The organism is Lutibacter litoralis, assembly GCF_014646675.1.
Lineage (GTDB): Bacteria > Bacteroidota > Bacteroidia > Flavobacteriales > Flavobacteriaceae > Lutibacter > Lutibacter litoralis.
Genome location: NZ_BMNS01000008.1, coordinates 157,377 through 180,740 on the forward strand (window position 1 = coordinate 157,377; position 23,364 = coordinate 180,740).

A 23,364-nucleotide genomic window follows, 5' to 3' on the forward strand; every position below is an offset into this window, starting at 1 on the left:
AGTTATTGAGCAGAGTCTAAATACAATTTCTAATAATAAGTAATTATCAGTATGATGAGATGCTGAAACAAGTTCAGCATGGCGGGTTGAGAGATTCCAAAACTAATCTATAACCTTAAAAATAAATGAATTTAATGTATCTAATTTAATGTTAGTTGTACCAATGCCGTTTTCAATAATTAAATTGGTTTTTGTTGTATTGTATAATTGATCTTCTAATACATAAGAACCATCTTCTAAATTCCATTTTTTAATTATTTCTGAAGGAATCTGAAGATCCAGATCGTAATTTACTAAATCATCAAAATTTGATATAATTATAAGTTTTTCATTTTTAGACCAACGTACAAAAGAAAATATTTTACGTGTATAATTATCTAAATTTTCTCGATTATAGTGGTGAATTTCGGCATAATTTCCCATTAATGCTTTACTTTTTATAGTAAAGTTTAAAAGTCGCTTATAAAAATCTCTTAAATCTTTTTCTTCTGAAGTAGATTTTTGACCATCAAATTTACCATCATTCATCCAACGTTGATGCGTTGGCACGCCGACATAATCAAAAATTGAAGTTCTGGTTGGTGAACCAAACCCTGCATTTTCTGCTCCAGGCTCTCCTAATTCTTGTCCAAAATAGATCATTGTAGGAGAAGTGCTAATAGTTGCTGAAACAACCATTGCTGGCTTTCCTTTTTCTGCTGAACCAGCAAAAGCTGGACTTGCAATTCGTTGCTCGTCATGGTTTTCTAAAAAGTGCAACATATTATGCTCTATATCTGCTTTATAGTCTTGAATTCCAGCAATATGATCTGTAAAACCGTGACCTTGCATAATGTTTTTTATGGTATCATATAAAGCAACCTTATCATATAAATAATCCATTTTACCACTGTGAATATAACTTCTATACATATCTGGATTATATACTTCTGCCAATAAAAAAGCATCAGGATTTACCATTTTAATAGCTGAATTCATATAACTCCAAAATTCTACAGGTACCATTTCTGCCATATCATATCTAAAACCATCGACACCTTTTTTAGTCCAATACAATGCAATATCTTTAAATTTCACCCATGAACTTGGTACTGTTTTGTCTTGCCAAAAATCAAAATGAGCTTTGTAATCTTTTGTATCAAAACCTTCTGGTAATTCGTTAAAATCTTTTTTCCCTTCCGGACTAACTCCGTAATTAATTTTTACAGTTTCATACCAATCATTTACATCTGGACGTGATGCACGTGAACCATTACCAGTCCATTTTGCAGGATTCTCATCAAATTCACCGTCAGCTAAGGGATGGTTTTCTCCACCTAAAGGTAAATATCCATCTCTCCATTCTGGTACTTGAAAAGCTTCTCCTGGATTGTAATAAAAATTATTATTTACATCATAAACAACATTCTTATTATCTGTCGCTCCAAAATCCTCTACACCATCTGGGTTTGTTTTTCCTTCATAATTGCGAGCTACGTGATTTGGAACAATATCAATTAAAACTTTCATTCCGTTTTTATGAGTTCTTTCAACCAGCGCTTCAAATTCTTCCAGTCTATTTTCAACATTTACCGCTAAATCAGGATTTACATTGTAATAATCTTTTACAGCATACGGCGAACCGGCACGACCTTTTACAACATCAGGATCATCATTTGAAATTCCATACTTGGTATAATCTCCAATTACATCATGGTGAGGAACCCCTGTGTACCAAATATATGTGACACCTAAATCTTTAATTTCTTCAAGTGCTTTGTCTGTAAAGTCGTTAAATTTTCCAACGCCATTTTCTTCAATTGTCCCCCAAGGTTTGTTAGTTGTATTTGTATTTCCAAACAAACGTGTAAAAACCTGATAAACAACATCCTTATGTGCTTTATTTTCGTTCATAATCGTTTTCGATTCTTTTTTTTCTTCATTACAAGCCGTAAAAATAACAATTAGACTTGCAAAAACACCTATAACCGTTTTTTTCATTTTTTATTTATTTTTTAATCAAACTTATCGCAAATCCTCCACCTTCTGCAAGTTGTAAAATTTCATTTGATTTATTTGATATTTCTAATTTTCTTATTGACAAACTTGTTGGATTTTTATCCCAATGCGCATCACTTCCATCTTCATAAATTATTGCTTCATAAATAGTTTCTGCGTCTAAAAAGCTAAAATCTATTTTCATAGTTCTGGCATTTTCATCAGTTATTCCGCCAACAAACCAATTTTCTGAATTTCTTTCCTTACGTGCAATGGTTATAAAATCTCCAATTTCACCATTTAAGACCTTTGTTTCTTGCCAATCTACACCCACGTCATTTATAAATTGTAATGCTGGATTTCCTTCATAATTTTCAATTAAATCCGCTGCCATTTGAACAGGACTGTAAATAACCACATAGAGCGCTAATTGCTGTGCAATGGTTGTATTTACTTGATTATCTTTTTTCCATTTATCGAATTTAATATCAAAAATTCCTGGTGTATAATCAATTGGTCCTGCTAACATTCTGGTAAACGCAACAATTGATAAATGTTCTGGTGGATTTCCACCGTCGCTGGACCAAGCATTAAATTCTTGTCCGCGCAAACCTTCTCTAGAAATGGTATTTGGATAGGTTCTGCGCAATCCCGTTGCTTTTATTGGTTCGTGCGCATTAATTGCCACCTGATACTTTGCAGCTTTTATAATCGCATTATTATATTGGTTTACCATATATTGCCCGTGATGATATTCCCCTTTTGGTAAAATTTTACCAACATAACCCGTTTTAACAGTATGAATTCCTAAACGTTGCATTAATGCATACGCAGTATCTTGTTGTTTTTCATAAGTTTCGGTTGCTGCTGAAGTTTCGTGGTGCATAATAATTTCTACACCTTTTTCTTTTCCATAACGCACAACTTCGTCTAAATCATAGTCTGGATAAGGGGTTACAAAATCGAAAACTCCTTCTCTATCCTCAAAACCAATCCAATGCTCCCAACCAGTATTCCAACCTTCAACCAACACAGCTCCAATATTATTTTTTGCTGAAAAATCTATAAATGCTTTCGCATTTTCTGTAGTTGCTCCGTGATTTCCTGAAGCCATATCCCATGACGATTTTCCTAAGTGCATTTCCCACCAGATTCCAGTATATTTTGTAGGTTTAAACCATGAGATATCTCCTAATTTATTTGGCTCGTTTAAGTTTACAATTAAGTTAGATGCTATTAAATCTCCAGCATTTTCAGCAATTTGAATAGTTCTCCAAGGCGTATTAAATGGTATTGTCTTTTTTACTTTGTATGAAGTATTATCTGAACCTACCAATACACTTTGCATAGCGTAATTTACAGTATCTACTTTTAACGTCATTCCCGCATAATCTACCAAGCTAGCCTCGTGAAAACTTATATGCAATCCGCTTTCAGTTTTCATAGTTACTGGAGTATTTACCGCATTATTTGGTATTGAAGTTTGGGCTAAATTCTCGTGACCGGCAAATTGTAATGCATCTATTTCCGATAATTTTGTGGTGTTGTATAAATGTTCATAAATATCCCAATCGCCTGGAATCCACCAAACTTTATGGTTTCCCGTTAAATTGAATTCCGTATGTTCTTCCGTAATTAAAACTTCTGAAATATTTTCTTGTTCTGGAAAGTTATATCTAAAACCAACACCATCATTAAAAACTCTAAAAACGATATTCAATTTTCTTTTTAATGCTGCAATTTCTTGAAGCTCAACTTTTAATTCATTATAATTATTAACAACATCTAATTGTTCTCCCCAAGGCATTTGCCAAGTTTCATTAAAACTTGAATTTGTTGTCTTTATAATTTCAAAATTAGTTGTTAGTGAACCAATATTTTCAAAATCAAAACCAAGTTTTGAAGTTTTTATAACTTCGTTATTTTTATAGGTGATTTTATAGGTTGGTTCTCCTTTTTCAGATAAAACTACATCTACTTTTATATTTTTATTGGGTGAAGTAGTTGTAATTTCTTCTTTTGGTAAACAGGAAAAGAAAGCGATACTTACTAATAGGATATTAAATTTTATAAATTTCATTTGAATATTTTTTATATAAATCATTTCATTTATTGGTCATACTGAACTGGTTGCTGAGCGGAGTCGAAGCATCGGGTTAGCCTAATGATTAGGACTCCTTATAATGTTTATTTATTTTCTTCTAGCAAGACAATGTTAAAAGGAGTATCAATTAAAATCTCTCCGTTTTTTACTGTAACTTCTTTTCCAGAATATGCGTCTTTTAAAATAGTTCCTTCAGAAAATAATTCGCCCACAATCAACTCTTTCTCTCCTTCTTTTAAATCCAATCCAATAACTACTGCATCTTTAAAATTATCTTGTGAATATGTTCTTTGAAAAACATAAGGCGATTCTGATATCATTTTATGAATTCCTGCTCCAACAGCAGGATGATTTTTTCTAAATTTTCCTAATTTTTGATAATGTCCTAATAGCTTTTTAGTTTCGTTATTAGTATCAATAGCATCCCAATTCATATTTGAACGTAGCGTTGCATCTCCAACAGTACCTTCAATAGTTAAATCTCGTGCCGATTCATCTCCATAATATATTTGCGCACCACCTGGAGCTAATAATAATTTTGTTCCAGCTTCAAAAGTTTTTGTACGTTCTTTATCAAAAGGCTGTCCATCATCGTGCGAAGTTAAATAGTTTAAAACTCCGTACTCTTTTAAATCCTTTTGTAGAATACTATCATATCTTGAGAATAATTCTTCATAACTGTTCATTTGAGCGGCATTCCACTTAAATTCAAAATTGATTTGGCTCGTAAACATATTATCAAAATAATTCACTTTTTTATCGCCAAAATCGAAATATTTTCCACCAGAAATTCCGTAGTTATAAACTTCACCAACAATATAAAATTCGTTATCATCTAAAACTTCATCAGGATTGTTTTCTTTCCATACTGCAAATGCTCTATCACATTCTGTTTTAAAATTTTCCCAAACCAATTCATCGGTATGTTTCACTGTATCAGCCCTGTAACCATCAACCCCAAATTCTCTAACATAATCAGTTAACCACTTTATAATGTAATATTTAGGCAGTTTTGGATAGCCTGTTTCTTTAAAAAAATCGTTCAATTCTTTTAATTCTTGCTCGTATCTGCCTTCAGCTTTCCATTTTTCAACCAAAGGTTTTGGCAAATCAACCTCCTTAGTACTATTGGTTAAAATATCTGGTAAGTTTTCAACTAAGGTGCAATTAACAGTATTATCAAAGTTAGAATAGTTACACTGTGGTTCAGTTCTAACCCAATCATTATCCCAAACAGGATCTTTTTCGGTAACTGGTCCAGTATGGTTAATTACCCCATCCAATACTATTCTAATTCCATTTTTATGAGCAGTTTCAACTAAAATTCTCAAATCATCCACAGTCCCAAAATTTGGGTCTAAAGCAGTCCAATCTTTTGCCCAATAAGCGTGATAGCCATAACTAACACCCGTGCCTTCATCTGTTGCTCCGTGAATTTGCTCAACAATTGGTGAAAACCAAATAGCATTGATTCCCAAATCGGTAAAATAACCTTCTTCAATTTTTTGAGTAATTCCTTTTATATCTCCTCCTTCAAAACCTCGTAAAACTCCCGTTTCTTTAGTTCTTCCGAAGTTTACATCGTTCGAAGTATCTCCATTATTGAATCTATCTGTTAATAAAAAATACATATTTACACCTTCCCACACGAAAGGGACTTCTTGACTTGTTGTTTCTATAGCTGATTCAGTCTTTTTTTCTTGACAACTAAAAAGTGCAATTAATACAAGTAAAAGGAAACAATACTTTTTCATTCTTTAAAATTTTATTTTTATTTCTATATCCTTTGAATTGTTCCAATTAACTGGAATTATTAAGGTTTTATTTTTTGAGCTATAGCCTCCATTTTGTAGGCTCTTATTTCCAATTTTTACTTTTTTGGGAAATTTAGAAACATTATGAATTATTAAATTAATTTGTTTTGTTGAAGATTTAAATTCACTTCCTATTTCAGCTTCAAAATCAATTTCAAACCAACGTTTTTCTTGTTCAGCTTCAAACTCTAAAATCTCAAACATTTCTTTTTCAAATGCATCTTTTGTTTCACCATCATCATTGTATAATTTGTATTCACTTTCTGTTACAGTTTCATCATAATAAAAGTGTAAATCGAACGTGTTTAAATTATAGCTTGAAGTGTTTTGAATTGATTCAATCAAAGGAATAAAAGCACCTCCACGAACATAGGTTGGAATACTTTCTTTATTTAAGTGAACTGTTTTAATTTGTCCGCCTTCAACCTTTTCATTAGTATAAAAATTATACCAATTAGAACCTTTTGGAAATACAACTTTTTGTTCTTTAATACCTGCCGAAGTCACTGGGCTTACTAAAAATGAATCTCCCCATAAATACGTTTTATCAACTTCCATTAAACTTTCATTTCCTTCTTCAAAAAATAAAGGTCGCATTAAAGGAGTTCCTTTTTGATTGTTTTCAAAAGCTAAATTGTAATTGTAAGGTAATAACCTATAACGTAACTCAATCGATTTTTTAGCTAATTCTTTCGTTTTTTCATCTCTAAAAATAGGTTCAGAAGGTACATCTTCTTGCGCATGCGGACGATAAATTGGTTGAAAAACACCATATTGTAACCAACGTGTGTACAATTCATCATCTAAATTTGCACCTGCAAAACCGCCTAAATCTGAATGCATAAATGCCATTCCCTGCATTCCCATTTGCAACGAAATTTCCATTTGTGGTTTTAATCCGCCCCAAGTTCGGTTAACATCTCCAGACCAAGGAATCATTCCGTAATGTTGAGAACCAGAATATCCTGCGCGCATTAAAATAAACGGACGCTCATTTGAGAACTCTTTTTCGTAACCTTTTGCAATTAATTTTGCCCAGTTGTGGCCATAGATATTGTGCACTTCGTCTGCTGTTCCGGTATAATGCAATAAATCCGAAGGATGTACTTCAGGTTCTCCTAAATCTCCCCACCAACCAGCAACTCCATAACTTTTTAAATCTTTATAAATATCCCAAAACCACTTATTTCCTTCTGGTTTAAAAATATCAATAAGGCCCGTATTTCCAAAGTAGAAATCGTAGGTATAAGGTTTTCCTTCCTTGGTTTTTCCTAAAATATCTTTTTCAACAGCATTGTTCCAATTTTTTGAAGTAGTTAGTACAAAAGGTTCGGTTATTAAAATAGTATTAACACCTTTTTCTTTTAAATCGGAAATCATTCTTTTCGGATTTGGAAACGAATCTTTTTCAAATTCAAAATTCCCCATAGTCCCTTTCATTTCTTTACCAAACCAATATAAATCTAAAATTACTGCATCAACTGGAATTTCTTCCTCTATAAACGTATCGATAGTTTCAATGATTTCTTTTTGAGAATGGTAGCCAAATCTACTTGAAAAGTTACCCAATGCCCAACGTGGAATTAAAGGCTGAAAACCTGTTAATTTCACATAATTTTCAATAAGTTCTTTCCAATCGTCACCCGCAATTATTTGATAAGTTTTTCTTCCTGAAATAGTTTCATAAGCAAGTGTATTATCTGTTTTACTATCTAAATCTAAATAACCAATTGGCGCATTATCGAAATGAATGGCGTACATTTTTGAAGAATACACCAAAGGAATGCTAAAATTCATTAATTCCGAATGGGTTTCGTAACCATAATGTGCTCTATTATACAATTGTAAACGGTTACCTCTGCGATTCATTCCAAGAACCCTTGCACCACCACCCATTAAAATTTCATCATTCGTTAAATTGAAATCTAGCACTTCATATTCATCGTTTTTTGAATAACCATTTTTTTCTGATGTCAGTAAATTTCCTTTATAATAATAGAATATTTGAAACGGTGAATGCGCAATTTTTACTAAAAAATCCAACATCTTAATTTCAGTTAAATCATCCGTTTCAATAATATTCATTTCAACCACCTTAGGTTTTAAAACAACTGCGTGCGAATTTGAATTAAATATTTGTCCTGTTGGAATAAAAGAAGTTTCTATAATTTTATTGCCATATGATTGAAATTTATAAACGCCATCGTTTGTTTTTACTTCAACATAGTTTTTGTATTTTGAAATACTTTCAAATTTTCTATCTGAATTTTGAGCATAGAAAATTGTTGTTGAAATGGAAAAAAGGAAAATAAATAATTTTAGTATTTTCATTAAAATTTACTCTTTTATAATTTAATTTATCAATGTCATTCCTGCGAAGGCAGGAATCCATATAATACTCACTTTAGTGCTTACCTCTTAGATATTTGGATACCTGCTTTCACAGGTTGCCATTCTCTATTTATATAAGAACCTGAAACAATTTCAGGTTTACGGATTACTGTTATTTTTTCAATAAAAATTCCACAGGAATTTGAAAACGTTGATTCCAAGAATTTTCTGAATGATCGTGACCTTCAAATTTTGAATTTCGTGAATTTGTTTCATCAAAATCTTTTAATTTTAATACCTCATCTACTCTATGCTGATAAGGTAAATAGAACTTATCTAATGTTGCTGTACCGTAATCGAAATATATTTTATGTGTATTTGAAGATGGTAAGTTCTGCTCTAAATACTTAAAAAATGATTCTGGCATGGGGTTTTCTTTAAACGGCATAATACCAGGCCAATGTGTTGACAAACAAGCTGCACCACCAAAAATAGTTGGATACTCACATAATGCGTACATTGAAATTAATCCCCCCATACTTGATCCCGAAATAAATGTGTTTTCAGCATTGGTGTGTACAGGAAAATTGGTATCAATAAATGGTTTCACTTCTTCTACTATAAACTTTAAATAGTTATCTGAATTTGGCGATTTAAAATCGCTTCCATATTGTTTCTTACTAACCTCTGCAATTGAATCTCTAAACTTTTCAGGCAGTGTTTCAAAAGGTTTTTGAGGATAATAATTTTGATGTCTAATATCCGCATGATTCCATATTGCAACCACAATTGTATTTTTAATTTTTCCTTCAGAAATTAAACCTCCAATTATTTCATCTACTTTCCATTCTTGTTTATTCCAAGTAGCTTCAGCATCAAATAACATTTGACCGTCGTGCATATATAAAACTGCAAATTTTTTATTTTCAGAATAATTATTCGGGAGCCAAACATCTACTGTTCTTGGTCTTACGTATTTGGATGGAAAACTATCAATTCTTTTAATTGTCCCAAAACTTAATGCTCCTGTATAATTTAAAAACTCAATCTTAACTTCATTCTTTTTAGAATGTTGATTTTCTTTACAAGAGGAAAATCCTAAAAATAGTACAACTAAAAAAAGAAATTTTAAAACTTTCATAACTTATAGTTTTGTAGTTAAAATAGTAATTCCTTTTGAATTTAATTTTAATGATTTTGACCAGATAAACTCGTTTTCTGAAATTATATTTTTAACCGTTTTACCTTGCAATCCAATTTCTTCAAATCGAGTTAAATCTAAATATATAGACTTTTCATTTTTATTCAAAATTACGGTTACAACTTCATTTTCTAACAATCTGAACAATACATAAACTCCATTATCCGGCGCAAAATGAATTGTTTTACCAGAATGAATTGCTTTACTATTTTTACGATAATTCAATACTTTTTTCATAAAAGACTGCATCTCTATTTGATCTTTTGTAAGTCCTTTACCTGTAAAAGCATTCACTTTATCACCTTTCCATCCTCCAGGAAAATCGGTTCTAATTAGACCGTGATCGTCTGGTTTTGCCGAATCATTCATTAATATTTCTGTTCCATAATATATTTGAGAAATTCTTGGTAATGCTAGTAAATAACCCAGTGCCATTTTAGTATTTACAATATCTTCGTTTAATTGTGTAAAAATACGGCTCATATCATGGTTGTCTGGAAAAATCATAATTTTACTCGGATTTGCATACGAAAAATCGTTTGCTAAACCTTCGTACATTTTTACCAAACCTTTATCCCAGCTTTCATCTTCATTTAAAGCATCTACAATGTTTTGTTGCATTGGAAAATCCATTGTTGAAGTTAAATTTGACTTATAACCATCTTTGTTATTTTGTCCTTTTTGCCAATAACCAACTAATAGTGGATTTAAACTCCACTCCTCACCTACAATACTAAAGTTCGGATATTCATCCATTATTGCACCTGCCCAATTACTCATAAAATCTTTGTCTGGATATGGATATGTATCTTGGCGAATCCCTCCTAAATCCAATGTTTCAACCCACCAAATACTATTTTGAATTAAGTAATTAGCAACCAATGGGTTTTTCTGATTTAAATCTGGCATTGCATCAACAAACCAACCTTCGTTCATTAAATCACTATCTTTTTTTGAAGCATAACTATCTTGATTTACAGTTCTACGATGATTTGTAACGCGTAAATTTCCTTTCAAAAATTCTTCTTGATAATTAATCCATTCTTTTGAAGGTAAATCTTCCATCCACCAATGTTCAATACCTATATGATTTGCCACTTGATCCATCACCATTTTTATTCCTTTCTCCTTCGCTTTTGCAGCCAATTCAATATACTCTTCCATAGTTCCAAAACGTGGGTCTGGTTGGTATAAATCGGTAATTGCATAACCGTGATACGAACTTTCTTTCATATCATTTTCTAGTACAGGTGTTGACCAAATTGCCGTAAAACCCATATCGGAAATATAATCTAAATGATTTGTGATTCCTTTTATATCACCACCGTGACGTGCATAATCGTGCTTTCTATTAATTTTAGTTTCACGCATCCCTTTTACAATATCATTTGAAGGATCTGCATTTGCAAAACGATCTGGTGTTATTAAATAAATAGCATCTGAACTATCAAATCCTTTACGAAGTTTTGAATCTTTCTCTCGCTCTTTTAATTCGTAATCAACACTAAAATTATTGCGTCTTCCTTTTTTCTTAAAATCTATTTTGAAGAGACCAACAGGTGCTTTTGAAACGTCAACTGTTAAAAAAACATAATTTTTGTTATCTGTTTTCTTTATTTCTTTCAATTTAATAAACTCATTATTAATTGAAGGTGTAAAGGTTGCAATTTCATGACCATAAACTAATATTTCAACTTGGTTATGATTCATTCCAACCCACCAATTTGGCGGTTCTATTTTCTTCACTTTTTGAGCATAAGAAGTTAAACTAACAGATAACAATAGTAAAAGCAAGTAGTTAATTTTCATTTTTTTTATTTATTTGTAATTTAAAATATCATTTCGACCTCTCTAAATGACCCTTAAAATGCTACATGATTTAAATTATAACGAATTCATTTGAAGGGATTAAAACCTCATTATTAGCAACCATCATTTTTACCTCATTTCTAGATTCATTAAAGAATTTACATTCTGTTTGACTTTTGTAAACTTTAATAATATTTCCTCTAAAATTAATGGTAAAAGAGTACGATTTCCATTCTGCTGGTATTTGAGGGTTGAAGGATAACATACCATCTTCCCAAACACGCATTCCTCCAAAACCCTGTACAACAGACATCCAAGTTCCTGCCATACTAGTAATATGACAACCTTCATGTACTTCGTGATTATAGTCGTCTAAATCTAAACGCGCTGTACGTAAATATTGCTCATACGCTTTTGGCATTCTATCTATTGATGCTGCTAAAATAGCGTGTACACAAGGTGAAAGCGATGATTCATGAACTGTAATTGGTTCATAAAAGTCAAAATGATTTTCTAATTCTTTTGTGCTAAATTTATTTTCGAAAAAGTAAAAACATTGTAAAACATCGGCTTGTTTTATATAACAAGAACGCAATATTCTATCCCAAGACCATTTTTGATTGATTGGTCTTTCAGATTTTGGTAACTCGTTAACAGGAATAATTTCTTTATCTAAAAATCCATCTTGTTGCAAAAATAGTTGCTTTTCTTCATCAAAAGGAAAATACATGTTATCTGCAACCTTTAACCATTCGGAAGTTTCTTGTGCAGTTAAGTTTGTTTTTGAAATAACACGATCAAAATCGTTGGTATATTCTTTTTTTACTCTATTTAAACAATCAACTGTATATTCGATACACCATTTTGCTAAATAATTTGTGTAAAAATTATTATTGATGTTGTTTTCGTATTCATTTGGACCTGTAACTCCTAATATTACGTATTTATTTTTAGCTTCAGAAAAATTAGCTCTTTGATGCCAAAAACGAGCAATTGCAATCATAACTTCCAACCCATTTTTTGGAATGTATTCGAAGTCTTGTGTGTAGTTTACATAGTTATAAATTCCATACACCATGGCACCATTTCTATGAATTTCTTCAAAAGTAATTTCCCATTCATTATGACATTCTTCACCGTTCATTGTTACCATTGGATACAATGCTGCGCCATTTTTAAAGCCTAACTTTTCGGCATTTTCAATAGCCTTATCTAATTGATTATAACGGTATAATAATAAGTTTTTAGCAACCTTATCATCTTTTGTTGCCATGTAAAAAGGAATACAATACGCTTCGGTATCCCAGTAAGTACTTCCACCATATTTTTCACCTGTAAATCCTTTCGGTCCAATATTTAATCGTGCATCAGTACCCAAATATGTTTGGTTTAATTGAAAAATATTAAATCGAATTCCTTGTTGTGCTTTAACATCTCCTTCAATTACAATATCTGCGGTTTTCCAAATATTAGCCCAAGCTCTGATCTGTGTGTTTAAAAGTTCTTGAAAACCTAATTCGGTTGCATTCTGCACATTTGATAGTGAAGCTTCATTTAAAGCTGAATTTTTATAATTTAATGAACTAACATAACTACCAAATTTGTAAATTGTAGCGATATCACCTTCTTTTACATTTATTTTATATATATAAGTAAGTTTTTTAGCTTCAACTTTAGTTTCTTGACCCACTGAAATTTCTTCATTATTTAAGGCTAAAGCAATTTGCATAGCAGTACTTACGTGAAACTCAGTTTTTAATGTTTTTGATAAAATACAGCCACTATTTTCTCCTTCAACTATTTCTAAAATCTCCCAAAAGAATTCATCATAATTGGAATCTTCATTTTCAATACCTGCATCAATATAAGGTGCGTAGGTTATTTCTCCAGAAAAATTTAGTGCTTTTATATGGTATTCAATCGCGCCTGTTTCGTTAAAATCGATACTAACAAAACGTTTTGCAGTTATTTCAATTTGTTCACCCGTTTTTAATTGAGCATTAAAAGAACGACCTAACCAGCCTTCTTTCATATTTAATTCTCGCTTAAAATTTGAAATTTTACAGGTATTTAAATCAAATTTAGTCCCATTAATAGCGATATGAATTCCAATCCAATTTGGTGCGTTTAAAACTTTTGCAAAATACTCTGGATATCCATTTTTCCACCAACCTACTCTTGTTTTATCTGGATAATAAATACCTCCAATATAACTTCCTTGAAAAGTGCTTCCTGAATAATCTTCTTCAAAATTGGCACGTTGCCCCATGGATCCATTTCCAATACTAAACAAACTTTCGGAAGCTTCAACATTTTCTGCATCAAAACCATTTTCAATAATGGACCACTCGTTTGGTATAATATAGTTCTTGTTCATAATATTAATTCAATATTTTTTGTATAAAATCTTTTGTAAAACCTGTTGTATTACTTAAAATATAATCTGCTTCCTTTAAAACTTCTGCATCACCAATTCCTATACTTAACATATTTGCTGCGTTAGCTGCTTCAACACCTGCAATGGCATCTTCAACAACTATACAGTCTTCGGGTTTTGTATTTAATTTTTGAGCACCAATTAAAAATACTTCTGGATCTGGCTTTGCTTTTGAAACATCATTTCCATCAACAATAGCCGTAAAGCGATTTAACAATCCTACTTTTTCTAAAATCAACGGAGCATTTTTACTGGCTGAACCCAAAGCATATTTTATAGTATTCTGATCTAAAAAGTTTAAAAGTTCATTAATTCCAGGTAATATTTCATCAGCAGTCATTTTATTTACATACTGCAAATACTCTGTATTTTTTTTGACTAACAATGTTTGTTTTTCATCATCGGTTAATTCTACATTGCCTATTTTCAATAAAATCTCTAAAGATTCTACCCTACTCACTCCTTTTAATAATTCGTTATGAGCTTCAGTAAATTCAAACCCCAAAGAGTTTGCTAAATTTCTCCAGGCTAAAAAGTGATACTTTGCAGTATCTACAATTACGCCATCTAAATCGAATATAAATGCTTTTTCTTTTTTCATTTTAAAATTTAAATTTCAACAGTTACTGTATCATCTACATCTTTAACTTTTATTACTAGTGCTGCTGCAATTAATAATGAAACACCACTAACTACAAGTGCATAAATTGGATTTCCACCATATAAATATTTTACCATTGGTCCACCAATAACTGCATTTAATATTTGAGGTAAAACAATAAAAAAGTTAAAGATCCCCATATAAACTCCCATTTTTTTAGTCGGAATTGAGCCTGCTAAAATTGCATATGGCATTGCTAAAATACTTGCCCAAGCAATTCCGATTCCGAACATAGAAAAGATTAGCCAATTTTCGTTTGGCATAAAATAGATTGAAATTAATCCTAATCCACCAAAAATTAATGAAACTGCATGGGTCATTTTTCTACCAATCTTTTTAGCAATAGCAGGTAAAAAGAATGCGTATACTGCAGAAACAGCGTTGTACACTCCAAATAAAATTCCTACCCAATCTCCAGCATTTTGATATGTTGTTCCGTGATCATCTAAACTTAATCCATAAATATGATGCGCAATAGCAGGTGTCGAAAACACCCACATTCCAAATAAACCAAACCAAGAAAAGAATTGAACAGAACTTAATTGTTTCATAGTTAGGGGCATTTTCTTAAAATCCGAAAATATATCTAACAAGCTAGATTCTTCTTCAACAGTTTCCTCTTCCTGTACCTTATTAAATAGTTCCATTTCTTCAGGAGTATATTCTTTAGTTGTAAATACTGTAACTACAATACTTGCTACTAAAACAACTGCTCCAATAATAAATGATAATAATAAGTTTAATGGTACCTCACCAGTAACAGTTTCATTTGCAACCCCAAACCAATTTGCTAATACATAAGGTAACCAAGAACCAATTACAGCTCCGATACCAATTAAAATAGTCTGCACACTAAACCCAAGTGTTCTTTGATCTGATGGCAAAATATCAGCAACCAAGGCTCTAAAAGGCTCCATAGCTACATTAAAAGAAGCATCCATAATCATTAACATCCCGGCTCCAACCCATAATGCAGGCATAAATTGAGTGAACATTCCAGCATTTGGCATTAAAATTAAGCCTGCAGCTGCAAATAAAGCTCCTACCAAAAAGTAAGGGCGCCTACGCCCCAGTTTTGTCCAAGTTCTATCACTATAATAACCAATAATTGGTTGTACTATTAAACCGGTTAAAGGTGCTACAACCCAAAACCAAGACAATTCATGAACATCTGCTCCAAAAATTTGCAATATTCTACTTGCATTGGCATTTTGCAAAGCAAAACCCATTTGAATTCCTAAGAAACCAAAACTCATGTTCCAGATATCCCAGAAACTTAGTTTCCGTTTTTCCATATTTATAAAAATTTATAACTAAAATTCTTATCAAAGCTAAAATTAACCTTGATTGTTTGCGTGAAGTGAAAATATTTTTTAGTACTGTAAAATTGCTTTTACTTAACAAATATATAAATTAAATTTTCAGAAATTCAAATTAATGTTTGTTTTTAGGCTTAAATCTAGTGTTTTTTCTTACTCGAACGTTTTCGTAAATAGCAGGTTACAACTTTTTATTCTCCAATATAAGTTGATTTACGAATTTTAATTCCTGTAGAAATTACTTCTTTTTGAAATTCTTTTGGTCCGGTATGTTCAATTCTATTAATAAGCAACTCTGCTGCTTGCTGCCCCATTAAATAGCCGTGTTGCGTAATAGCTGTTAGAGGTGGTGAAGTAAACTTTGAAATTAATCCGCTTGTAAAACCCAACACTGCAATATCTTCTGGTATTTTATACCCTTTTTCAATAGCTATTTTCATGGCAATAGCTGCATAAATTTCATTTACTGCTAAAATGGCATCTGGTACTTTTTCTAAATGAAAAATTTTTTCGATTTGTCGATATAAATTCTTGGTATCATTAATTTTAAAAACATAATCTTCATCTACCTCTAATCCAGCACTTTGCATTGCTTTCCTATAACCTACTTTTCTAAGTGCACCGACTGTTATATAATCTTCGGTTGTTAATAAAGCAATTCTTTTAGAACCAATTTCTAACAAATGATTTGCAGCTTTAAAACCACCACCTATATCGTCTATAATAACTTTATCACATTTTAAAGAGTCTACAATTCTATCAAACAATACTAGAGGAAAACCATCCTTTAACAACATCTCGAAATGGTTATAATCTTCTTTTTTTTGAGTTTCTCTAGCTATTGAAACAATTACACCGTCAACACTACCATTGGTTAAAACACTAATGTTTGAGACTTCTTTCTCAAACGATTCATTTGACAAACAAACCATTACATTATATCCTCTTTTATTAGCGTGCTCTTCAATTCCATCTATTACAGTTGAAAAGAAATGATGTACAATTTCTGGAATAATTACACCTATAACAGATGTTTTTTGTGCTCTTAACTGCAGTGCTAAACTATTTGGTTTGTAGTTGTAATAATCGGCATACGCCTTAATTTTTTCACGAACCTCTTCACTAATTTCATTACTATTTTTTAAAGCTTTGGAAACCGTAGAAATTGACACGTCAAATTCTTTCGCTATTATTTTTAAAGTAACTTTTTGCTTCATTAAATATGTTTTTTCTACAATGAGGTTTTGTACAAATATAATTTTTTAAAAAATGTGCGACAAATTTATACGCTAAAAATGATTTAAATGTTATCAAAACCATCATTTAAGATTAAATAGTCTCAAATTTTAAAACTCACTCCAACGTTAGAGTTAAAAAGTTATCAACACGAAAACGTTGTAGTGAATCCAATTTCAAACGTTTTCGTAGTTCATTCAGAGTTAAGTTTGTAAATTTACATAGTGAAATGTTAATCAATTTTAGTACAATTTTTTAAACAAAACTTAATTATTAATTAACTTAAAATAGATGAAAAATTTTAAATTTTTTTTGTTTAGTGTCATACTTCTATTTCCAGCGCTTATGTTTGCTCAGCAAACAATAAAAGGAAATGTATCTGAAGCTACAAGTAATTCTCCGTTACCTGGTGTTGGCATTATTATTAAAGGAACTATTAAAGGAGCAGCAACAGATTTTGATGGAAACTATGTAATAGAAAACGTTAAACCTGGAGATGTATTAGTGTTTTCCTATATTGGATTTAACACTCAAGAAATAACCGTAGGAAGCAATTCAACAATTAATGTTGCTATGGTTGAAAGTGCGGAGTCTTTAGACGAAGTGGTTATTATTGGATATGGTGTAACAACTGTTAAAGATGCAACTGGTTCTGTTACTTCAGTTAAAGCAAAAGATTTGAATAAAGGAGCAATTGTTTCTCCTGATCAAATGTTAACTGGTAAAGTTGCCGGAGTACAAATAACATCTGATGGTGGTGCTCCAGGTGGAGGTTCACAAATTAGAATTAGAGGTGGGTCTTCATTAAATGCATCAAACGATCCATTGTTTATTATTGATGGTGTTCCTGTAGATAAAGATGGAATTGCAGGTATTAGAAACCCGCTTAACACTATTAATCCAAATGATATTGAATCTTACACTATTTTAAAAGATGCTTCTGCAACTGCTATTTACGGTTCTAGAGCTTCTAATGGTGTAATTATTATTACTACAAAAAAAGGTAGTAGCGGTGAGCTTCAAGGAAGCTACAGTGCTAACTTTTCTGTAAACCGCAATAGTGATACGGTTGATGCTTTATCTGCCGATCAATTTAGAGCTTACGTAAATGAAAATGGATTACCTTCTGACATTGCCTTACTTGGAAATGCAAATACAAATTGGCAAGATGAAATTTTTAAAACAGGTTATGGCACAAGTCATAATTTAAGTTTAAATGGTAGTAGTGGTGCTTTTAAATTTAGAACTTCATTTGGGTACACAAACCAATCAGGTACCTTAAAAACATCAAATCTTGAAAGAGGAACTTTCTCTGTTAGCATTGGTACAGCGTTGTTAGAAGATCATTTAAAAATAGATTTTAACAACAAACTATCATTAATCAATAACAGATTTGGAGATACTGGCGCAATAGGAAGTGCAATTTCATTTGACCCTACGCAACCTGTTTACTCTGATAGTCCTAATTATGGTGGTTATTTTGAATGGCTTCAAGCAAATGGAAATCCAATATCTGTTGGTGCTCCAAGAAACCCATTAGCGTTATTAGAACAAAGAAATAATAATAGTCATGCAACCAGAAATATTGGTAACATTCAATTTGACTATAAAATGCATTTCTTACCTGAATTAAGAGCTAATTTAAATTTAGGTTATGATATTTCTAGTAGTGATGGAGACAATAGTATATTTGATTCTGCTACTTCTTCAAATTTAGAACTTGCTACTTTAGGAAATATTTCTCATTTTGAACAAGATAAAAAGAATATTTTATCAGATTTTTACTTAAATTATGCTAAAGATTTAGACGCGATTAATAGTTCTTTAGATTTTATGGTTGGTTATTCTTATCAAAACTTTAAAAATGAAGGTTTCGACAGAAATAACATTCAAGATAGAGCATTAACAGAAGTATTAGATTACTATAATGAATTAAATTTACAATCGTTCTTCGGAAGATTAAAATATTCATTTGTAGATAAGTACTTATTAACATTAACGTATAGAAGAGATGGATCTTCTAGATTTAGTAAAAGTAACCGATGGGGTAACTTCCCTTCTGCAGCATTTGCGTGGAAAATTTATGAAGAGCCATTTATTAAAAATGTAGATGCTATTACCAACCTTAAATTACGTTTAAGTTGGGGTATTACAGGTCAGCAAGATATTGGAGATTACTATCCAGCAATTGCAACTTATTTAGCTAGTACAAATACAGCACAGTATCAGTTTGGTAGTTCTTATTTAACAACATTTAGAGCACAACCTTTTAACTCAACTTTAAAATGGGAAGAAACTGAAACTTACAATGCAGGTATTGATTTTGGGTTATTTGACAATGTTTTATCTGGAGCAGTTGATGCATATTTCAGAAAAACAAAAGATTTATTAAACTTTATTCCATTCCCTGGAGGTTCTTCTTTATCAAATGCTGGTAATGCAAACATTGGTAAAATGGAAAATAAAGGTATTGAGGTTACTTTAAGTACAAGAGCAATTAGAAGTGATGATTTGAACTTAGATTTTGACTTTAACTTTACATATGCTGATACAGAAATTACGCAACTAACAACAAATGACGGGCCTGATTATGAAGGAGTACCTGTTGGTGGTTTTGACGGTGGTGTAGGTAATTACATTCAAAGACACACTGTTGGATATAGTCCTTATGCATTCTTTGTATTTCAACAAGTATATGATGCTAACGGAAAACCAATTGAAGGTGTATATGTAGATAGAAATAATGATGGAAGTATTAGTAATGCCGATAGATACAGATTTGAAAAACCTACAGCAGACTTTACTGCAGGTTTTACAACCAATTTAACATATAAAGATTGGAACTTTAATATGGCTTGGAGAGGTAACGTTGGAAATTATGTATATAATAATGTTGATTCTGCAAAAGGATTTAGAGATCAATTACTTAATCCAAGTTTTCCAAATGTAATTGAAAATGGTGTTAGTAACATTTTAGATTCAGATTTTATAAATGGTGGTACTAATAGATATTTATCTGATTACTACGTTCAAGAAGCGTCATTTATTAAATTAGATAATGTATCAATTGGTTATGATTTTGGTAGTGTATTTGGAGAAACTTCAAACCTTTCTGTTTCTGGAACTGCTCAAAATTTAATAACTATAACTGATTATGAAGGTCTTGACCCAGAAGTTGGTAGTGGTATCGATTTTAATATCTACCCTAGACCAAGAATTTACATGGTTGGAGTTAACTTAAACTTTTAATTAACTGAAAAAAATGAAAAAATATTCTTTTAAAATATTAATAGGAACTTTAGTAACACTGTTTACTTTAACATCATGTCTAAATGACTTAGATACGGTTCCTCAAGACAAGGACATAATACTAGCTGATGAGTTATTTAATGACCCAGCTACATATAAACAAGTTTTAGCTAAAATTTATGCAGGTCTAGCTATCAGTGGACAACAAGGACCTGCGGGTTTACCAGATATTACTGGTATCGACGAAGGTTTTAGTCAATATTTAAGACAATACTGGCTAGCACAACAAGTTACAACTGATGAAGCTGTAATTGGATGGGCTGATGGAAGTTTACCTGATTATCACGAACACGATTGGAATGCTAGTAACGAATTTGTTACGGCACTATACAATAGAATTATCTATCAAATTACTTCTTGTAATGCTTTTCTAAGAGAAACTACAGATGGTAAATTAAGTGCAAGAGGCGTTGATGGACAGTTATTAGAAAACATTCAAGTATATAAAAGTGAAGTTCGTTTTTTAAGAGCATTAAGTTATTACCACGCTATTGACTTATTTGGAAACTTTCCATTTGTAACTGAAAATGATGAAGTAGGTTTCTTCTTTCCAGAACAAATTGATAGAGCTGATTTATTTAACTTTATTGAAAGTGAATTATTAGCCATTGAAGGAACGCTGCTTGCTCCTAGAGCAAATGAATATGCAAGAGCTGATCAAGCTGCAGCATGGACACTATTAGCAAAATTATACCTAAATGCAGAAGTATATACTGGAACTGGAAGATACAGCGATTGTGTTACTTATTCTGAAAAAGTAATTAATTCTGGCTACAGTTTAGAAACTACTTATGATAATTTATTTTTAGCAGATAACCATACCAGTAATGGAGTTATTTTTCCAATTGCATTTGATGGTTTAAGAACGCAATCATTTGGAGGAACTACATTTTTAATTCACGCTGCTGTAGGTGGTGATATGGATCCAGCCGAATTTGGTATCAACGGAGGTTGGGGAGGTAATAGAACAACAAGTGCTTTAGTAAACACTTTTAATTCTGGAATCGACCTTATGGCTTCTAATAATAAAATAGGTGATGCTACTAGCTGGGGAATTGTAGGTTCTGCAACTCCAAATAGTTGGAATGGCCCAGATGTTGTTTTACATCAAACCAATACTACCGATGTACTTCAAGCTTTTGTAAGCCTTGTAGATGGTGAAATTAAATTTAGAAAAGATAACGCTTGGAATGGAACTGATTTTGGTGATGATGGAAGTAATATTGCTGTATCAGCCGGTTTATACAAAGTTACAGTTAATGTAAATACGCAAGAATTTAAACTAGAAAAAGACCCAAGAGCATTGTTTTACACAGAAGGTCAAGAATTAGAAATTGAATCTATTAGTACTTTTACTGATGGGTATGCAATTACTAAATTTAAAAACGTTGATCAAAATGGTAATCCTGGTTCAGACAGTACTGGAGATTTTACTGATACTGACTTTCCTTTATTTAGACTTGCAGATGTATATTTAATGTATGCTGAAGCAAACTTAAGAGGTGGAGGCGGAAGCGAAGCTAACGCAATTTCTTATATAAATGAATTAAGAGATAGAGCTGATAATTTTGGTACCGTTACATCTATAAACCTTGACTTTATTTTAAACGAAAGAGCTAGAGAACTTTACTGGGAAGGCCATAGAAGAACTGACTTAATTAGATTTGGACAATTTACAGACGGAAACTATGTTTGGCCTTGGAAAGGTGGTGTAAAAGAAGGTGTATCAACGCCTGCTTACTTAAACCTATTTCCAATTCCTGCTACCGATTTAAATGCAAATCCTAATCTAACTCAAAACACTGGATATTAATTCTAAACTAAGGAAAATGAAAATATTTATAAATAACATATTGATTTTATTTATCGCATCAACCTTTTTAGTGAGTTGTGATAAAGAAGATTTTACAGTGTTAAATTCTAATGCTGCTACTACTGTAACTTTATCTACAAGTGATGTGGTTTTAGAAAAAGACAATGCTGGGCAAGACGTGCTAACTGTTAATTGGACTGAACCAGAATATGGTTTTGATGCAGGTGCAGACTATCAAGTAGTTTTAACCGCTGCTAATGGCTCTAAAACTGTTTCTGTAGGTAATAATTTATCTAAAACATTTGAAACTGTTGAACTAAATAAAATTTTATTAGGATTTGGTTTTGAAGCTGGTTCTTCATATGCTGTATCTGTTCAAGTAAAAGCCATTTTAAGTGATTATAAAGAACTATCCTCAAATGCTTCAGATTTTAATGCAACTGTATATGTAGATAAATTAGACTTATCTACAGAATGGGGAGTAGTTGGAAGTGCCTACAACGATTGGGGAGCAACTCCTGATGCACCTTTCTACGCAACAAGTGATCCAAATGTAATAGTTGCATATGTAACCTTACTAACTGGAGAATTTAAAGTACGTACTAATAACGAGTGGGGTAACGATTTTGGTGATGCTAATTTAGATGGTGTATTTGATCAAGATTCGGACAATAACATTAATGTTGAAGCTGGTTCCTATAAAATTACTTTCAATACTAGTACATTTGCATATACTATGGAACCGTATTCTTGGGGAATTGTAGGTTCTGCATATAATGATTGGGGAGCAACTCCAGATGCACCGTTAGAATATGACCCATATACAGACCAATGGAGAGCTGTTGTTACTTTACTTGAAGGACAAATGAAAATTCGTTCTAACAATGAATGGGGTAACGATTATGGTGATGCTGGCTTAGATGGTGTTTTAGATAGAGATGCTGATAATAATATTAATGTTACAGCTGGTAATTATTTAGTTACTGTAGATTTTAATACATTCCAATATTCTATTGAACCAATTGATATTTGGGGAATTGTAGGTTCTGGTTATAATGATTGGGGAGCAACTCCTGATGCTGCATTTAATCGTGATTGGGAGTTTGATGATGTTTGGGTAATTAATCGAGTAACTTTACTTGATGGTGAAATTAAATTCCGTACCAATAATGCTTGGGGTAACGATTATGGTGATGCTAATTTAGATGGTATTCTAGATAAAGATGATGGTAATAATATTAGCGTTACTGCTGGAGATTATAAAGTTGTTTTAGATTTTAGAAACGCTAATGAACCTTCTTACACATTAACAGCACTTTAATAATTGCTGCTTAAATAATTATACTAAAGGCT

General features: G+C 31.7%; 13 protein-coding genes. 3 read left to right on the plus strand and 10 right to left on the minus strand.

What is annotated here, in order from left to right:
* Window positions 1-102: 102 nt before the first annotated feature.
* The 10 genes from IEW75_RS13375 to IEW75_RS13420 all read right to left on the minus strand — a co-directional run bounded on the left by IEW75_RS13375 (window position 103) and on the right by IEW75_RS13420 (window position 16,870).
* Window positions 103-1,980 (minus strand): alpha-amylase family protein, encoded by a 1,878-nt coding sequence (locus tag IEW75_RS13375; protein ID WP_134249213.1) that lies wholly within the window; start codon window positions 1,978-1,980, stop codon window positions 103-105.
* A 7-nt stretch (window positions 1,981-1,987) separates the two neighbouring features.
* The gene (locus IEW75_RS13380; protein ID WP_134249214.1) at window positions 1,988-4,057 is read right to left on the minus strand and encodes a glycoside hydrolase family 97 protein; all 2,070 of its coding nucleotides are present in this window, start codon (window positions 4,055-4,057) and stop codon (window positions 1,988-1,990) included.
* A gap of 107 nt (window positions 4,058-4,164) precedes the next feature.
* Window positions 4,165-5,835 carry an alpha-amylase family glycosyl hydrolase gene (locus IEW75_RS13385; protein ID WP_134249215.1) on the minus strand — a complete coding sequence of 557 codons (1,671 nt, stop codon included), beginning with the start codon at window positions 5,833-5,835 and terminating at the stop codon, window positions 4,165-4,167.
* Window positions 5,836-5,838: 3 nt separating this feature from the next.
* Window positions 5,839-8,226 carry a glycoside hydrolase family 31 protein gene (locus tag IEW75_RS13390; protein ID WP_134249216.1) on the minus strand — a complete coding sequence of 796 codons (2,388 nt, stop codon included), beginning with the start codon at window positions 8,224-8,226 and terminating at the stop codon, window positions 5,839-5,841.
* Between the two features lie 172 nt (window positions 8,227-8,398).
* A complete protein-coding gene (locus IEW75_RS13395) occupies window positions 8,399-9,367 on the minus strand; it encodes an alpha/beta hydrolase (RefSeq protein ID WP_134249217.1) in 969 nt (322 codons plus the stop codon).
* A 3-nt stretch (window positions 9,368-9,370) separates the two neighbouring features.
* Window positions 9,371-11,236 carry a glycoside hydrolase family 13 protein gene (locus tag IEW75_RS13400; RefSeq protein ID WP_134249218.1) on the minus strand — a complete coding sequence of 622 codons (1,866 nt, stop codon included), beginning with the start codon at window positions 11,234-11,236 and terminating at the stop codon, window positions 9,371-9,373.
* 70 nt (window positions 11,237-11,306) lie between these two features.
* Window positions 11,307-13,613: a family 65 glycosyl hydrolase domain-containing protein gene (locus IEW75_RS13405; RefSeq protein WP_134249219.1), complete on the minus strand. Its 2,307-nt coding sequence runs from the start codon at window positions 13,611-13,613 to the stop codon at window positions 11,307-11,309.
* 4 nt (window positions 13,614-13,617) lie between these two features.
* On the minus strand, window positions 13,618-14,274 hold the full coding sequence (gene pgmB / locus IEW75_RS13410) for a beta-phosphoglucomutase (protein WP_134249220.1): 657 nt from the start codon (window positions 14,272-14,274) through the stop codon (window positions 13,618-13,620).
* An 8-nt stretch (window positions 14,275-14,282) separates the two neighbouring features.
* The gene (locus IEW75_RS13415; protein WP_134249221.1) at window positions 14,283-15,629 is read right to left on the minus strand and encodes an MFS transporter; all 1,347 of its coding nucleotides are present in this window, start codon (window positions 15,627-15,629) and stop codon (window positions 14,283-14,285) included.
* Window positions 15,630-15,844: 215 nt separating this feature from the next.
* Window positions 15,845-16,870: a LacI family DNA-binding transcriptional regulator gene (locus IEW75_RS13420; protein WP_134249222.1), complete on the minus strand. Its 1,026-nt coding sequence runs from the start codon at window positions 16,868-16,870 to the stop codon at window positions 15,845-15,847.
* Between the two features lie 310 nt (window positions 16,871-17,180).
* Between IEW75_RS13420 and IEW75_RS13425 the strand changes: the two genes are divergently transcribed.
* The 3 genes from IEW75_RS13425 to IEW75_RS13435 are packed head-to-tail and all read left to right on the plus strand — an operon-like array spanning window position 17,181 to window position 23,332.
* The gene (locus IEW75_RS13425) at window positions 17,181-20,138 is read left to right on the plus strand and encodes a SusC/RagA family TonB-linked outer membrane protein (RefSeq protein WP_134249223.1); all 2,958 of its coding nucleotides are present in this window, start codon (window positions 17,181-17,183) and stop codon (window positions 20,136-20,138) included.
* 13 nt (window positions 20,139-20,151) lie between these two features.
* Entirely contained in the window at window positions 20,152-22,011 is a 1,860-nt protein-coding gene (locus IEW75_RS13430; protein WP_134249224.1) for a RagB/SusD family nutrient uptake outer membrane protein, read from the plus strand.
* A gap of 16 nt (window positions 22,012-22,027) precedes the next feature.
* Window positions 22,028-23,332 (plus strand): SusF/SusE family carbohydrate-binding protein, encoded by a 1,305-nt coding sequence (locus IEW75_RS13435; RefSeq protein WP_134249225.1) that lies wholly within the window; start codon window positions 22,028-22,030, stop codon window positions 23,330-23,332.
* Window positions 23,333-23,364: the final 32 nt, after the last annotated feature.

Coding starts and splice junctions, on each gene's coding strand:
- IEW75_RS13375 (WP_134249213.1), bottom strand. CDS start 1,980: ATGAAAAAAACGGTTATAGGTGTTTTTGCAAGTCTAATTGTTATTTTT.
- IEW75_RS13380 (WP_134249214.1), bottom strand. CDS start 4,057: ATGAAATTTATAAAATTTAATATCCTATTAGTAAGTATCGCTTTCTTT.
- IEW75_RS13385 (WP_134249215.1), bottom strand. CDS start 5,835: ATGAAAAAGTATTGTTTCCTTTTACTTGTATTAATTGCACTTTTTAGT.
- IEW75_RS13390 (WP_134249216.1), bottom strand. CDS start 8,226: ATGAAAATACTAAAATTATTTATTTTCCTTTTTTCCATTTCAACAACA.
- IEW75_RS13395 (WP_134249217.1), bottom strand. CDS start 9,367: ATGAAAGTTTTAAAATTTCTTTTTTTAGTTGTACTATTTTTAGGATTT.
- IEW75_RS13400 (WP_134249218.1), bottom strand. CDS start 11,236: ATGAAAATTAACTACTTGCTTTTACTATTGTTATCTGTTAGTTTAACT.
- IEW75_RS13405 (WP_134249219.1), bottom strand. CDS start 13,613: ATGAACAAGAACTATATTATACCAAACGAGTGGTCCATTATTGAAAAT.
- pgmB (WP_134249220.1), bottom strand. CDS start 14,274: ATGAAAAAAGAAAAAGCATTTATATTCGATTTAGATGGCGTAATTGTA.
- IEW75_RS13415 (WP_134249221.1), bottom strand. CDS start 15,629: ATGGAAAAACGGAAACTAAGTTTCTGGGATATCTGGAACATGAGTTTT.
- IEW75_RS13420 (WP_134249222.1), bottom strand. CDS start 16,870: ATGAAGCAAAAAGTTACTTTAAAAATAATAGCGAAAGAATTTGACGTG.
- IEW75_RS13425 (WP_134249223.1), top strand. CDS start 17,181: ATGAAAAATTTTAAATTTTTTTTGTTTAGTGTCATACTTCTATTTCCA.
- IEW75_RS13430 (WP_134249224.1), top strand. CDS start 20,152: ATGAAAAAATATTCTTTTAAAATATTAATAGGAACTTTAGTAACACTG.
- IEW75_RS13435 (WP_134249225.1), top strand. CDS start 22,028: ATGAAAATATTTATAAATAACATATTGATTTTATTTATCGCATCAACC.